This window comes from Pseudomonas gingeri (genome assembly GCF_013386115.1).
Taxonomy (GTDB): Bacteria; Pseudomonadota; Gammaproteobacteria; order Pseudomonadales; family Pseudomonadaceae; genus Aquipseudomonas; species Aquipseudomonas gingeri.
On sequence record NZ_JACAOR010000001.1, the window covers coordinates 349,340 to 364,134 of the forward strand.

A 14,795-nucleotide genomic window follows, 5' to 3' on the forward strand; every position below is an offset into this window, starting at 1 on the left:
GCCTGTCGGTGGCAAGAGAGGATAAGCGGTCATGAGTGCAGTCCTGGAAAACAAACCGGCGGACAACAAGCCCGCCCTGGCACCGATCAAGCATTGTCGACGGTTGCCGACCGAATTGAGCATCTTCCTGGTGCTGATCGGTATCGGCCTGGTCTTCGAGCTGTTCGGCTGGATCGTTCGCGACCAGAGCTTCCTGATGAATTCCCAGCGCCTGGTGCTGATGATCCTGCAAGTGTCGGTGATCGGCCTGCTGGCCATCGGCGTGACCCAGGTCATCATTACCACCGGGATCGACCTGTCATCCGGCTCGGTGCTGGCGTTGTCGGCGATGATCGCCGCCAGCCTGGCGCAGACCTCGGACTTTTCCCGGGCGGTGTTTCCTTCGCTGACCGACCTGCCGGTGTGGATACCGGTGGTGGCCGGGCTGGGGGTCGGGCTGCTGGCGGGGGCGATCAACGGCAGCATCATCGCAGTGACCGGGATCCCGCCCTTTATCGCGACCCTCGGCATGATGGTCTCGGCCCGTGGCCTGGCTCGCTACTACACCGAAGGGCAGCCGGTGAGCATGCTCTCGGACTCCTACACGGCGATCGGTCACGGGGCGATGCCGGTGATCATCTTCCTGGTGGTGGCGGTGATCTTCCATATCGCCCTGCGCTACACCAAGTACGGCAAGTACACCTACGCCATCGGTGGCAACATGCAGGCGGCCCGCACCTCGGGGATCAACGTCAAGCGTCACCTGGTGATCGTCTACAGCATTGCCGGGCTGCTCGCCGGGCTGGCCGGCGTGGTGGCTTCGGCGCGGGCGGCGACCGGGCAGGCGGGGATGGGCATGTCCTATGAGCTGGACGCGATCGCGGCGGCGGTCATCGGCGGCACCAGCCTGGCCGGCGGGGTCGGGCGCATTACCGGCACGGTGATCGGTGCACTGATCCTCGGGGTCATGGCCAGCGGTTTTACCTTTGTCGGGGTCGATGCCTATATCCAGGACATCATCAAGGGCCTGATCATCGTCATCGCCGTGGTCATCGACCAATACCGCAACAAGCGCAAGCTCAAGCGCTGAGTCCTCAAGGAGAGCTTGGGGGAGAGAGGGCAGGAGAGGCGACCTTGTGGGAGTGGGCTTGCCCACGAAGGGGCCCGAGAGGCCTCCGAAAGCTTCGGGGGCAAGCCCCCTCCCACAAGGCTCAATATGACGTTGCGGACGGTCCCATTCCCTCCGGTTTTGCCGTTTGTCCCCTGAATGCGGGCACAGAACGGAATTTCTTGTTATAAACACACTCCGATACGCGCCCATGGGAAGGGCGCCAGGGCGCTTGCCCGGGGCTATCGGACGATTTTGCTGTCATTTCAGTTGCTGACTCGATAACTCGGCCTTAGACTGCCGCCCCTCGTAAATTGAGTGCCGGGTGGCGCTTGGAATGGACGGCGCCTTTCTGTGCATCCCCTCAGGTGTGCAGGACGCTCCCTAATTCGCCTTAATGCACGTATTTTCTATAGAGAAATCAATGACAAAGGAAAAGTTGCTGGCCATGCCGGCGGACGACTACATGAACGCCGAGCAACTGGCTTTCTTCACCGAGCTGCTGCAGGCAATGAAAGTCGAAACCCACGAGCGTATCGAGCAGAACCGTATTGCCATCGAAAGCCTCGATACTCCGGCAGACCCGGCCGACGCCGCGTCCGTTGAAGAAGAGCGCACCTGGCTGGTGAATGCGATTGACCGCGACCAGCGCATGCTGCCGCAACTGGAACAGGCCCTGGACCGCATTCGCGAAGACTCCTTCGGCTGGTGTGACGACAGTGGCGATCCGATCGGCCTCAAGCGCCTGTTGATCAGCCCGACCACCAAGTACTGCATCGAAGCCCAAGAGCGCCACGAGCAGATCGACAAGCACCAGCGCCAGGCCTGATCCTGCCCTTGTCGATGGATCGGTCCCACGCCTCGCGTGGGGCCGATCGTTGAACCTCTCCTGATATCCCCCCGTGTGCCCCCGGCCTTCTCGATCTCCTGCCGATTACAACTAACGGACCATGGCTAATGGCCTTGTAGTGGCGTTTAATGCAGGAAAACAACTAGAAGCTGAAAGTGGGTAACGCACATGTCTGGAGAAGGAATTCTGTCCGGGGTCTCGGCGCAATCGGAAGCGCAGTCGCAGACCCCCTCGCGTTGGTTGATACCGCTGATACAAAGTGTCGGGCTGGCGTTGCTGCTGGCGGCCATGAGCCATGCCGGCTGGCCCCTGGTCGCCTGCCTGCCGCTGGCGCTGCTGCTGGTCTGGCTGCCACGGTTCAGGGTGCGCCAGGCGCCGGTTGTCGCCGGTCCCGACAACAGCGCGTTGAGCGAGCTGACCCGGGATCTGTCCTACGCGACCAGTCATAACGCCTTGTCCGCCGCCGGGGTGGCCTTTGCAGTCAAGCAACTGGCCGGCAAGCTGCAGTCGCAACTCGGCGCCGCGGCGCAGATCGTCAGCAGCGCCGAAGTGATGATCGACACCGAACAAGCCACTTCGCTGCTCAGCCAGCAAGCGCTCGGCTCCGCCAGCGAAGCGCGCCAGAGCAGTGCCGAAGGACACGCGGTGCTGTCGGAGTCGATCAGCCGCATGCACCAGCTCAGCCAGCGCGCCAGCGCCAGCCGGGAGCTGATCGAAGCCCTGAGCCTGCGCAGCGAGGAAATCCAGCGAGTTACCCTGGTGATCCAGGCGATCGCCAGCCAGACCAACCTGCTGGCACTCAATGCCGCCATCGAGGCCGCGCGCGCCGGGGAACATGGCCGTGGCTTTGCCGTGGTCGCCGATGAGGTCCGTGGCCTGGCCGGCCGTACCGCGACCGCCACCGACGAGGTCGGGGTGATGGTCGCCGATATCCAGCAACGCACCGCCCAGGTGGTGGAGCAGATCCGGCAACTGTCCATGGACCTCGACGGCGGTGTCGAGCAGGTCGAACATACCGGCCAGCACCTGGAAAATATTGCCCGCCTGGCGGCCGGTGTCGAAAGCCAGGTCAGCGAAATCGCCCGTGGCGCGCAGAACAATCGCGAGCAACTGGGCAGCCTGTTTACCGCGGTGGAGCAGATGCGCAGCGACCTGGCGGTCAGCGACCAGCAGACCCGCAGCCTCGCCGAAGCGGCCGTGCAGATGGAAGGGCAGGCGGAAACCATCAGCGAGCGCCTGGCCGAAGTCGGCCTGGACGACTATCACCAGCGTGTCTATGACCTGGCTCGCGAAGGCGCCGGGCAGATCGCCGCGCGCTTCGAGGCGGATATCGAACAGAACCGGGTCAGTCTCGACGATCTGTTCGACCGCAACTATCAGGCGATTGCCAACACCTCGCCGCCGAAATTCCAGACCCGCTTCGACCGCTACACCGACCAGGTGCTGCCGGCGATCCAGGAGCCGCTGCTGAGCCGTCACGAGGGCCTGGTGTTTGCCATTGCCTGCACGCCCCAGGGGTACGTGCCCACCCACAACCAGGCGTTTTCCCAGCCGTTGACCGGTGATGTGGCGAAGGACACCCTGCAGAACCGCACCAAGCGCAAGTTCGATGACCGCACCGGCATTCGCTGCGGCAGCCACCAGCAACCGGTGCTGTTGCAGACCTATACCCGCGATACCGGCGAACTGATGCATGACCTGTCGGTGCCGATCATGGTCAAGGGCCGGCACTGGGGTGGCCTGCGCCTGGGCTACAAGCCGGAAAGCGCACCCCAGGGCACACGCCGGCGCTGATGGGCGGCGTCCAGGCATTGGATCAGGCATTGGACCGGGCGCCGGCGTTACGGGCCAGGCGCAGTGCCTCGGGTGGGCTTCAGGCGGTAATGTTGACGATCCCGGAAAGGATTTTTTCCGCCATGAACAGGGCGGTGCTGGTGCTGCTCAATGCGCTGTTGAGGGCCATGACCTCGGCACGGGCCGGCAAGGCTGCCGCATTGCGTGCCGCCTCGCTGCGATAACGACCATTCTTGATCGCGGCCAGGCGGGCATTGGCCAAGCGCAGTTTCTGCTGCAATTGCTCGAGTTGTCTCTTGAGCTGCTTGATACGGTTCTTCGCCGCCAGTTCGTTGCCGGCCATGCTCTGGCCGACCAGCGATGGGCTGGAGTCGCTGTCCGGATCCTCACCCAGCAGGGTGCGGATGGAAAGGGCGCTATCCGAAGCATCGGTCTCATCACTTCGGCTGGTCAGCGCGGGCATTGGCACCGAGAGTGAATTCAGGTTGATCATGGTCGATGGCCTTGAATGAATTCTTGCCAGTGTATCGGCGCCGTTACCTTATCCTTGAGCCGTGTCCCTGGCGCGATGCTCAGTTGTTCAGCGCGCCGCCATCGACAGCGGCCTTCAATGCCCTGGCGGCTTCCCTGGCAGCGCTGGCGGCCAGTTCGGATGTCTTGAACCAGCGATCCTTTTCGACCTGATGGTGGGTGAGGGTGGTCAGTGGCGGCTTGGCCCGCATGACAATGACTGCCTGGAACTCGCCTTCGATCTCTCTGGCTTCGCCCCGGATGAAAAACTCGCCGATATCAAATTCCGTCACGTATGGCCTTCCCTTGGAGGTGGTTCTGCTGCTAAAAACGTGCGGTGCGCGCGCGTGAACGGAAGTCGTTCGTGTTGTGCGCGCAGTATGGCAGTTGTTGCCGCCGGACGGGCTGTCATCGACAGCTCACGCCGTGAAGGGCTGGCAAGGCCGGGTTTCTTCCCCGTGGCTTGGGCGGGTAAAGGTCAAACCCGACAGCGATCAGTACTTTTTGTCTTGTCTGATACCCGATGGCGGTGGTTTGATTAGCCGTGACGGGCCGACGTGTTCTAGAATCGGCCAGTGCCCCGGCATTTGTTTCATTCGGGGTGTTTTTTCAACTTGCACGTCGGAAACTACGCTTTTTCAGGAAGGGGTTCCCCGTAACTTCCCTGTCTCACTTCCTGGAGTCAGTGATACACGGTGTTTTCCTTCACGCTCTGGTGATTGTTCGCAGAAGTCATGGGGTTTTGGATCCTTTAGTCTTCCTGTGTTCCCCCGAGGCGTCTGCGCGAGGCCGGCTTGCAGTCATCAGGGTTTTCAGTGAGTCATCGTCGGCAGTCGCCGAATGTCTTGTGCTGCCCGGTCCCTGGCGGGGCGGCTTCATTTTTGGGTTTGAGGGTTTTTCGTTGGCAGTCAGCAATCTCGATATGCATGCGTTGTTTGTACTGGGCGATCTGCGGGCCAAACTGGTCAAGCAGTTCCAATCACGTTTTGTCTACATCACCGAACAAACCGCCGAAGGCATCTATATCGCCGAAATCGACACCGAAGCCGCATTGGTCGTCGATGACAAGCAGCGTCTTGAACTGAAAGTCGGCGACCACTTCCGGGCGGCGGTATTGCCCAGCCGCGAAGGCGGGAAGTTCGATATCAAGTTTCGTGAAATCAAGCTGACGGTCTATGGCCTGGGCGACTATGCCTATGTCACCACGGAACTGGGGCACGCGATCCTGTTCAAGGAAGGCCATACCGTCGTCATGGTCTTCGCCGCCCACGAACAGTTGCAGGAAGGCCTGACCAAGACCCTCAAGGATGTGACCAAGAAGGCCGCGAAGTGGCGCAAGGGCGAGTTGACCTTCAAGGCCAGCGAGTAAGTCATGAGTGTCGGCAGAGTCCTGCAGGAGTTGCAGTAACTTCATACGCGGTGCGTGGAATAAATCATCACTCGCCGAGCCTGGAACCTCTACTAAAGTCTGTTGACTGATTATTCAGAGACTTTCGGCTCTCCGTCGAAAGGTATCCAGCGACTGAGGTAGACCCATGAAAGGATTTCGCGCGCGGCTGGCCGGCGCCCTGGCTGTATTCTGCGTCACTATCGCGCCGCTGCCGGCCCAGGCCGCGCCGCCGCCGATCCATTTTGCCGACTTGAACTGGGAAAGCGGCAGCCTGATTACCGAACTGCTGCGCTATATCGTCGAGAACGGCTATGGGTTGCCGACGGATATGCTGCCGGGCACCACCGTGACCCTGGAGACCGCCCTGGCGAAAAACGACATCCAGGTGATCGGCGAGGAGTGGGCCGGGCGTAGCCCTGTCTGGGTCAAGGCCGAGGCGGCAGGCGAAGTGATGGCGGTGGGCGATACCGTCAAGGGCGCCACCGAGGGCTGGTGGGTGCCGGAGTATGTGATCAAGGGCGATCCCGCGCGGGGGATCAAGCCCCTGGCGCCGGACCTGCGCAGTGTCGCAGACCTCAAGCGCTACAAGGACGTGTTCCAGGATCCCGAGTCGCCTGACAAGGGGCGTTTCCTCAACAGCCCGATCGGCTGGACCTCCGAGATCGTCAACAAGCAGAAGCTCAAGGCCTATGGCCTGAGCGACAGCTATGTGAACTTTCGCAGCGGTTCCGGCGCGGCGCTGGATGCCGAGATCACCTCGTCGATTCGTCGTGGCAAGCCGATCCTGTTCTATTACTGGTCGCCGACGCCGTTGCTGGGCAAGTTCAAGCTGGTGCAGTTGCAGGAGCCGGCGTTTGACGCCGGGGCCTGGAAGACCCTGACCGATGCCGACAACCCCAATCCCCAGCCGACCCGCTCCCTGGCTTCGAAGCTGAGTATTGGCGTATCGACGCCGTTCAAGGCGCAGCATCCGCAAGTGGTGGCATTCTTTGCCAAGGTCGACCTGCCGATCGATCTCCTCAACCAGGCGCTGGCGAAGATGAGTGACGAGCGTCAACCGCCCGCCCAGGTGGCCCGGACCTTTCTCAAGGAGCATCCGCAGGTCTGGCAGGCCTGGGTACCCAAGGATGTGGCCGACAAGGTCAGTAGCAGTTTGCAGTAAGCGAGCGTTCCTATGCTCCGCGTCCACTCTTGTGACGCAGAGCTGGGGAACGATCAGCGTACGTGATTCAGAACCGCGTCTGCACCGCCAGCTCGAAGGTCCTTGGTGCCCCCAGGTAATACGCCGGGGAGACGTGGGCGAACTCGGCGTAGGTCTGGTTGGTCAGGTTGCGTACCCGGCCGGTCACCGAGGTGTGGCTATCGACCTTGTAGCTCAGGAACGTGCCATACAGGGTGTACGCCGGGACCCACTGGGTGTTGGCGCTGTCGGCATACACCGAGGCGACGTAACGGGCATCGACGCCACCTTGCCAGCGCGGATCGAAATCATAGGTCAGCCACAGGTTGGCGACCCGCGCCGGCACGTTGGTGGGCGTATTGCCCTTGCGTGAGACCACGACCCCGGCGGCGTTCTTCTCGTTGAACTCATCGTATTGCGCATCGACCCAGGCGAAGTTGCCTTCGGCCAGCAGCTTCGACGTGATCTTCAGCGAACTGGCCAACTCGATGCCCTTCGAGGATTGCTGTCCCACTGGCAGGGTGTTGGTCGGGTCCAGCGGGTCGGTGATGGCGAAGTCCTTGCGCTCGATCCGGTAGGCGGCGACGGTGGCCGAGCCGCGCCCCTGCAGATAATTGAACTTGCTGCCCACCTCCCATTGCTTGCCAGTGGACACCTCGAAGTTCTGCGTGCCGCTGGGCTGCTCGGCGGCGGTGCTGTACTGCACGTAGACATTGGCCGAGGGGATGAACTGCCAGGTCAGGCCGGCCCGCCCGGTGATCGGTTCCCAGCTGCGCTTGAGGTGGCGCGGGTTGCTCGCGGTCACCTGGCGATGATTGGTCACGTCCAGGTCGATCGCGTCGTAGCGCAGCCCCGTCAGCAGGGCCAGCTTGTCGGTCAGCATCAGCTGGTTTTCGACGAACAGGGCGCGGGTGGTGACTTCGTTGGTCTTGTCGCTGACAAAGCCCGGGCGGGTACCGGGGATGTCATAGAAATGCCCGGGATCGAAGTTGTCCGGGTCCACCGTGCTCGCTCCCTTGACGTTGAGCGGGTGGTTGGTGGTGCTGTTGACCCGGTACTCGAAGCCGCCGGCCCAGCGGCTGTCCAGGCCCAGCAGGGTGGACTGGTGACGCACCTCGAACTGGTTACCATCCTGCGTGCCGGAATGGCGCACCAGGTAGGCGGTGGAGCGGTTCACCGCGGTATTGCCGGCGTTGTACTGGTAGGTTTCCAGATCGCGGTAATCGCGCTCGGTATCCAGGTGATAGAGGGTGTTGTGCAGGCTGGTGCTGTCATTGATGCGGTAGTCGATGATCGAGCGCAGCCAGCGTGTGCGTTGCACGTACTGGCCGTCGGCGACGTTGTAATTGTTGAAGCGGTTGTGGTTGTCGATCTTCAGCTCGCCGACCTTGGGATTGAGCACGGGCGTGCCCCAGTACGGGCTGTCGACCACTTCGTCCTGGTACTCCAGGGCGAGGGTATGGGACAGGTCCGGCGTGAGGTCGCTGAGCAGGGAAAACGCCGCGCTCCAGGCATCGCGCTGGTTGCGGTCGATATAGCCGTTGCTGGCGTTGTGGCTGACATCCAGCCGGGCATAGTGCTGCACGTCCGCGCCCGGAGCGTTCAGGGCATGGTTGAAGCCGAAGGACGTTTCACTCGTATCGTTGCTGCCATAGCTGATCCGCCCCTCGGCGGCCTGCTCCTGGCGGTCGGCCAGCTTGGTGATGTAGTTCAGCGAGCCGCCGACGGAGCCGGCGCCATTGAGCAACGAAGAGGGGCCGCCGACCAGTTCCACCCGGTCATAGATCCAGGCATCCACCGGCCGCGCCAGGCCGGTCGGGACCACGATGCCGTTGAACATCTGGCTGACCTGGCCGCTGGTAAAACCCCGGTAGGAAACAAAGCCGCCGAAGCCGAGCGGGGCACTGGCGTTGACCCCCGGCAGGCTGTTGGCCGCGTCCTGGAAGTTGCGGGCGCCGTGGCGTTCGATGCTGTCGCGGTTGGCGACGCTGACCGAGGCCGGGGTTTCCCGCAGGCTCAGGCCCAGGCGCGAGCCGGTGCCGAGTGGAGCATCGAGGTCCAGGCCGGGGGCGGCGAGGTGTTCGCCTTCGATGGTGACGGGAGCGAGCTCAAGCGCATCTTGCGCCGAGGCCGTGGCGGACAGGCAGCCGAGCAGGCCCGCGAGCAGGGAGAGATGGTTCATGGTGCAATCCTGAAGTCATGGCGAATATCCAGCGCACGCCGATACGACACGGTTGGGCGTCGGGCGGGTGGGCTGATCGGGACAGGCGGAATGACTCAGGCGAGCGGTGGCGCGCGCGGATTGGCCGAGGGCCAGGTGAAACGGGTGGGAATCTGCTCGTTGGCGACCCGGGTCAGGGGCGGGCTGTGCTGTTCCGGGAGAATCGCCAGGGTGAGGCTGGAGTTGAGCGCCGGTCCCATGCCGCCGCTGGAGCACAGCGGGCAGCCGAAGGCCTTGGCCAGGGTCGGCAACTGCTCACCGGTGGAACTGCCGGAGAGCGGCGCCTGGGTGCGCGGGTCGATGGAGCAGAACTGGCCGCCGATGCCATTGAGCTGCTGGCCGACCATCTGTCCGTGACCGATGCTGCAGGCGAACACATTGAACAGGACGCAGCAATAAAGCATCCAGGCAATGAGTGAGCGATCGGTACGGGCGAGTTTCATGGCGGCGGACTCTATCAGGCCCGACGAACGGTGACAAAGCCACGCCTGCACTTGCCCGTTCCCCTGTTCCCCTTTCGGCAGCCGCTGAAACCCGCCTGACACAGGCGGGCCGGCTACAATTCGTCGATATTCACCCAGCGCCTTTCATGGGCGGCGAGACGAATTGCCGCAGCCAGCCTTTCCACCTGCCAGGCCTCTTCGAAGTCGGGGCCTTCCTGACCTTGTCCCGCCAGCGCCTGGACCAGGGCATGGACTTCCAGGGTCTTCAGCTCGTTGTAGCCCAACTGATGCCCGGCCGCCGGGCTGAACGCGGCATAGCCCGGCAGGTTCGGTCCGGCCAGCAGGCGCTGGAAACCGTCCTGGCCGGCGCGACACAGGCGCAGTTCGTTCAGGCGCTCCTGATCGAATGCCAGGGTGCCGCGAGTGCCGCTGATCTCGACACTCAGGTGATTCTTGTAGCCGTGCTTGAGCCAGCTGCTGCTGAAGGTGCCGCGGGCGCCATTGGCGAAACGCAGCAGGGCGTGGGTCTGGTCATCGACGGCGATCAGGCGCTGTTCGCCGCTGCCGGCACTGGCCGGACGCCGGGCGTGGACGGTCTGGCTGTCGGCACAGACGGCAGTGATATCTCCCAACAGATAACGCGACAGCGCCAACAGGTGGCTGCCGAGGTCGGCCAGTGCGCCACCGGCGTGTTGCGGGTCGCAGCGCCAGGACCAGGGCGCGGCCGGATCGGCCATGAAGTCTTCGCTGAACTCGCCCTGGAGGCTGATGATCTCGCCCAGCTCACCGCTGCGGATCATCTCTCGTGCGAGGACAATCATGGGGTTGTGCTGGTAGTTGTAGCCGACCCGCGTCACCACACCGGCATCGCGGGCGGCCTGGCGCATCTGGCTGGCCTGGTCGAGGCTGACCGCCAGGGGCTTTTCGCAGTACACCGGTTTGCCCGCGGCCAGCGCGGCCATGGCCATCGGGAAGTGCAAGTGGTTGGGGGTGGTGATCGCCACCAGTTGCACCTCGGGATCGTCGATCAGGCGCTGCCAGTCGCCGTGACCGCGTTCGAAACCCCAGGCCCTGGCACAGGACACGGCCCGCTGGGCATCGGCGTCGGCGAGGGTGCTCAGGCGCAGGCGCACCGGCAGTTCGAAGGCCGCGCTGACATTCCGAAAGGCCAGCGCGTGGGCGCGTCCCATGAATCCGGTACCGATCAGTCCTACGCCGAGTTCGCGCATTGCCAAGCCCTTTGATGGTTATTGTCTGGAGGGCTATTTATGGAATAAAAATTCACGCGACTCAAACGATAAAACCTCATTTCTACCTCAGAAAAACCTCAATTCGCATGGATCGGCCCACCAATAAAAAAGGCAGCCCGTGGGCTGCCTCGATGTGCATGTGCCTGATTCAGGACAGGAAGGTTCAGGACAGGAAACCACCGTCCACATTCAGCGAAACGCCAGTGGTGTAGCTCGATGCGTCGCTGGCCAGGTACAGCACCGCACCGGCCATCTCGCTCGGCTCGGCCACGCGCTTGAGCGGGATCTGTTGCAACGCGGTCTTGAGGATCGCGTCGTTCTTGACCAGGGCCGAGGCGAACTTGGTGTCGGTCAGGCCCGGCAGCAGGGCGTTGCAACGAATGCCGAACTGCGCGCATTCCTTGGCGAAGACCTTGGTCATGTTGATCACGGCGGCCTTGGTCACCGAATAGATGCCCTGGAACACCCCAGGGGAAATGCCGTTGATCGAGGCCACGTTGATGATGCTGCCGCCGCCGTTGTCGCGCATCAGCTTGCCGGCCTCCACCGACATGAAGAAATAACCGCGGATATTCACGTCGACGGTCTTCTGGAAGGCGCTCAGGTCGGTGTCCAGCACGTTGCAGAACTGCGGGTTGGTAGCGGCGTTGTTGACCAGGATGTCCAGGCGTCCGAACTGCTCGCGGATGGCGGCGAAGACCTGGGTGATCTGCTCCATTTCGCCGATATGACAGGCAATGGCGGTGGCCTTGCCCCCTTCGGCGACGATCGCGTCGGCGACGTGCTGGCAGCCGTCGAGCTTGCGGCTCGAGACAATCACATGGGCGCCTTGCTGGGCCAGCAGCCGGGCGATGGCTTCACCGATGCCACGGCTGGCGCCGGAGACAAAGGCAATCTTGCCGTCGAGGTCGAACAACTGAGTCTTGGACATGGTTTTTCCCTTGTTGTGGTCGCGGTCAGAGGCTGGATTTATGGATGACTTGCAGGCTCATCTGCTCCAGCAGCTTGTTCATGTGAATGAACTGCGCAAAGCGTTTGTCCTGGGTCTGGCCGTGGAAGAAACGGTAGTAGATCTGCTGCACGATACCGGCCAGGCGGAACAGGCCGTAGGTGTAGTAGAAGTCGAAGTTGTCGATCGACAGGCCCGAGCGCTCGGCGTAGTAGTCGACGAACTGGCGGCGGCTGAGCATGCCCGGCGCATGGCTGGGCTGACGGCGCATCAGTTGCACCGGCGCCGGGTCGCCGGCCTCGATCCAGTAGGCGAGGGTATTGCCCAGGTCCATCAGCGGGTTGCCGAGGGTGGTCAGTTCCCAGTCGAGCACGCCGATGATCTGCATCGGGTTCTGCGGGTCGAGGATCACGTTGTCGAAACGATAGTCGTTGTGAACGATGCTCGAGGTCGGATGGTCGGCGGGCATCTTGTCGTTCAGCCAGGCCTTGACCGTTTCCCAGTTCGGGGCGTCCGGGGTCAGGGCCTTTTCATAACGTTCGCTCCAGCCGCGGATCTGCCGGGCGACATAACCCTCGGGCTTGCCCAGGTCGGCCAGGCCGCAGGCGTTGTAGTCGACGCGGTGCAGTTCCACCAGGCGATCGATAAAGCTCTTGCACAGGGTCTCGGTCTGGGCGGCATCGAGGCCCAGTTCCGGCGGCAGGTCGGAACGCAGGATGATGCCCTTGACCCGCTCCATCACATAGAACTCGGCGCCGATCACGCTCTCGTCGGTGCAATGGGCATAGGCTTTCGGACAGTACGGAAAGCCGTCCTTGAGCTGGTTGAGAATGCGGAATTCGCGCCCCATGTCGTGGGCCGACTTGGCCTTGTGGCCGAACGGCGGACGCCGCAGGACGAACTCCTGCTCGGGGTACTGGATCAGGTAGGTCAGGTTCGAGGCACCGCCGGGGAACTGGCTGATGCTCGGCAGGCCGCTGAGGCCTGGAATATGCGCCTTGAGGTACGGATCGATCAGGCCGGCATCGAGTTCTTCGCCTGCCCGGATACGGGTGGACTGGTCAGTAAGCGCCATGCTTATCCCTTCTGCTTATTCTGGAGGCCAGAGATTATTGGCTAATCTAATGCTCGCCCGGCAGGGTCACAAGCAAGACCCGGCCTTATAGGTCTGCGTGTTGCAGGATAATCAGCGTTCCTGATGCGCGAGCAGAAATCCAGGGTAGCCGAAAAAGCCCGGTCTGGATCAGACCGGGCAGTTCTGTCGGCGGCAGGGCGGGAAGGTACGCTCTAGAGGCTTTCGTCGAGGAATTGCACAACCGTGCCCATGCAGGCCTGGCGTTCTTCGACGTGGGGCATGTGGCTGGAGTCTTCGAACAGCGCCCAGCGCGCGCCGGCGATCTTCTCGACATAGGGCCGGACCACCGCTTCGGTGGCTTCGTCATGGCGCCCGGAGATCACCAGGGTCGGGACTTTCACCAGGTGCAGGCGGTCGATGATGGTCCAGTCCTTCAGCGAGCCGATGACGTGGAACTCGGTCGGGCCGCTCATGGTGTGATAGACGGTGGGGTCGGCATCGACCTGGGCGAAGGTGCGGGCCACTTCATCCGGCCAGGGAGTGATGCGGCAGACATGGCGATCATAGAACGCCCGTGACGCTTCGACGTATTCCGGGTCGTTGTAGGTGCCGGCCTGCTCGTGCTTGAGCAGGGCCTGCTGGACGGCCGCGGGCAACTGCTCGCGCAGGCGATTGGCTTCGCTGACCCAGGTGCGCATGCACGAGGGCGAGTTGGCGAGGATCATCGCCTTGAGTCCCGCCGGTTGACGCACCGCGTGTTCGCTGGCGAGCATGCCGCCCCAGGACTGGCCGAGCAGTACGTAGTGCTGGCGGATGCCCAGGTGGTCGAGCAGGTTGTCCAGTTCATCGAGGAACAGCTGGACGGTCCAGAAGGACGGATCCTGGTGGGGCAGGTGGGTCGACTTGCCGTTGCCCAGCTGGTCGTAGTGGACCACTGCGTGGCCGCTGGCGGCGATGTCCTTGAAGGCGTCGACATAGTCATGGGTACAGCCCGGGCCGCCGTGGAGGATCACCAGGGGCGTACGACCGTTGGCCAGGTCGCCGGTGACACGGTACCAGGTCTGGTACGGGCCGAAGTGCGCAAAGCCTTCGCGTATTTCGTTGAATTCCATTTCTTCAGACTCCCTGAATGCACGATTCAGGGCACGATAGCGAAACTTTTCCGCCGGCATAACTAGGTGAATTGATAGGTTTTTGCCGGGTCAGCTGTCGAGCAACCGGTAGTGCACCGCCCGCAATACCGCCTGCACGCGGTTTTTTGCCCCCAACTTGTGCATGGCGGAGGCCAGGTGCAGGGTCACCGTAGCCAGGGAACGGTGCAGGTGCTCGGCGATTTCCTTGGCGGTGAGGCCCTCGGCTGCCCATTGCAGGCATTCGCGCTCACGCCGGGTCAGGCGAATATGCGGATATACGCGCATTTCAGGGCTGAATAAAGGGTAGGCGGCTTCCTGTAGTGCGTGGGAAATGACGCTGAAATCCGTAAGGGTTTGTCGCGCATCCTTTAGGACATATTTACCGTTGCCCGTACGCAGCCCGGTCAACGAGGCGAAGCCACCCTTCGGCAGGTGGATCGGCACGCTGACGCCGCAGGTCATCTGCCGGTCGTGCAGGTAGCTGGTCACGGGGGAATGGCGCTGGTCGATGACCTTTTGCAGGGCGGTTTCGGCCTTGGGCTGATAGGACCAGACAAAGGGCGCGACGGTGCCCAGCGCCAGGTATTGCACGGGGTCTATCTGGTAGAAGCCGTGTTCGCACCAGAGCGAGTGCCAGTCCGCCGGGGTGTTGCGGACCTTGAGCACGGATGGGGTGATCATGCTGCCGTCATGGTCCAGCGGCACCGGTGTGTAGTCGTACACCAGGGCATCGAATCCCAGGTGACCCGCGAGTATCAGCGCGTTGTCCATCAGCTCGTCCATGTTGTTCCCGGACAAGCGGCGGGTATCGACCTCAGAGAATTTGACCTGCATCCTTTCCTCTCCTGAATAAATTTCAATCCTGAAATCAAGCAAGTAGAATGCCACGCCGCGGCGAGGGACAGCCAGACCA

14 protein-coding genes are annotated in these 14,795 nt (G+C 62.6%); 5 read left to right on the plus strand and 9 right to left on the minus strand.

The window, feature by feature from the left end; all coding sequences use genetic code 11:
* Nucleotides 1-31 precede the first annotated feature (31 nt).
* The 3 genes from HX881_RS01575 to HX881_RS01585 all read left to right on the plus strand — a co-directional run bounded on the left by HX881_RS01575 (nt 32) and on the right by HX881_RS01585 (nt 3,731).
* Complete coding sequence (locus HX881_RS01575) at nt 32-1,069, plus strand: ABC transporter permease (RefSeq protein ID WP_177082316.1); 1,038 nt, start codon at nt 32-34, stop codon at nt 1,067-1,069.
* Nucleotides 1,070-1,511: 442 nt separating this feature from the next.
* Nucleotides 1,512-1,916, plus strand: a complete 405-nt coding sequence (locus HX881_RS01580; RefSeq protein WP_017127301.1) for a TraR/DksA family transcriptional regulator — start codon at nt 1,512-1,514, stop codon at nt 1,914-1,916.
* A gap of 573 nt (nt 1,917-2,489) precedes the next feature.
* Nucleotides 2,490-3,731, plus strand: a complete 1,242-nt coding sequence (locus HX881_RS01585; protein WP_425503448.1) for a methyl-accepting chemotaxis protein — start codon at nt 2,490-2,492, stop codon at nt 3,729-3,731.
* 79 nt (nt 3,732-3,810) lie between these two features.
* Here HX881_RS01585 and HX881_RS01590 read toward each other — a convergent pair whose 3' ends face one another.
* The gene (locus HX881_RS01590; RefSeq protein WP_177082320.1) at nt 3,811-4,224 is read right to left on the minus strand and encodes a hypothetical protein; all 414 of its coding nucleotides are present in this window, start codon (nt 4,222-4,224) and stop codon (nt 3,811-3,813) included.
* A gap of 79 nt (nt 4,225-4,303) precedes the next feature.
* Nucleotides 4,304-4,534, minus strand: a complete 231-nt coding sequence (locus tag HX881_RS01595; protein WP_017127298.1) for a hypothetical protein — start codon at nt 4,532-4,534, stop codon at nt 4,304-4,306.
* A 629-nt stretch (nt 4,535-5,163) separates the two neighbouring features.
* Here HX881_RS01595 and HX881_RS01600 point away from each other — a divergent pair.
* Nucleotides 5,164-5,610 carry a hypothetical protein gene (locus HX881_RS01600; protein ID WP_042935967.1) on the plus strand — a complete coding sequence of 149 codons (447 nt, stop codon included), beginning with the start codon at nt 5,164-5,166 and terminating at the stop codon, nt 5,608-5,610.
* A 166-nt stretch (nt 5,611-5,776) separates the two neighbouring features.
* On the plus strand, nt 5,777-6,793 hold the full coding sequence (locus HX881_RS01605; protein ID WP_177082322.1) for an ABC transporter substrate-binding protein: 1,017 nt from the start codon (nt 5,777-5,779) through the stop codon (nt 6,791-6,793).
* A gap of 67 nt (nt 6,794-6,860) precedes the next feature.
* Here the strand turns inward: HX881_RS01605 and HX881_RS01610 are convergent, their stop codons facing one another.
* The 7 genes from HX881_RS01610 to HX881_RS01640 form a co-directional block, all read right to left on the minus strand.
* The gene (locus tag HX881_RS01610; protein WP_177082324.1) at nt 6,861-8,993 is read right to left on the minus strand and encodes a TonB-dependent receptor; all 2,133 of its coding nucleotides are present in this window, start codon (nt 8,991-8,993) and stop codon (nt 6,861-6,863) included.
* A gap of 95 nt (nt 8,994-9,088) precedes the next feature.
* Nucleotides 9,089-9,475 (minus strand): DUF2946 domain-containing protein, encoded by a 387-nt coding sequence (locus HX881_RS01615; protein WP_177082326.1) that lies wholly within the window; start codon nt 9,473-9,475, stop codon nt 9,089-9,091.
* 113 nt (nt 9,476-9,588) lie between these two features.
* Complete coding sequence (locus HX881_RS01620; protein ID WP_177082328.1) at nt 9,589-10,704, minus strand: Gfo/Idh/MocA family protein; 1,116 nt, start codon at nt 10,702-10,704, stop codon at nt 9,589-9,591.
* Between the two features lie 184 nt (nt 10,705-10,888).
* On the minus strand, nt 10,889-11,656 hold the full coding sequence (locus HX881_RS01625; RefSeq protein WP_017127292.1) for an SDR family oxidoreductase: 768 nt from the start codon (nt 11,654-11,656) through the stop codon (nt 10,889-10,891).
* Nucleotides 11,657-11,681: 25 nt separating this feature from the next.
* Nucleotides 11,682-12,749, minus strand: coding sequence for a phosphotransferase family protein (locus tag HX881_RS01630; protein WP_177082330.1), 1,068 nt, complete (start codon nt 12,747-12,749; stop codon nt 11,682-11,684).
* A gap of 212 nt (nt 12,750-12,961) precedes the next feature.
* Nucleotides 12,962-13,861: a proline iminopeptidase-family hydrolase gene (locus HX881_RS01635; RefSeq protein ID WP_017127290.1), complete on the minus strand. Its 900-nt coding sequence runs from the start codon at nt 13,859-13,861 to the stop codon at nt 12,962-12,964.
* A gap of 90 nt (nt 13,862-13,951) precedes the next feature.
* The gene (locus HX881_RS01640; protein ID WP_017127289.1) at nt 13,952-14,716 is read right to left on the minus strand and encodes a LuxR family transcriptional regulator; all 765 of its coding nucleotides are present in this window, start codon (nt 14,714-14,716) and stop codon (nt 13,952-13,954) included.
* Nucleotides 14,717-14,795 lie beyond the last annotated feature (79 nt).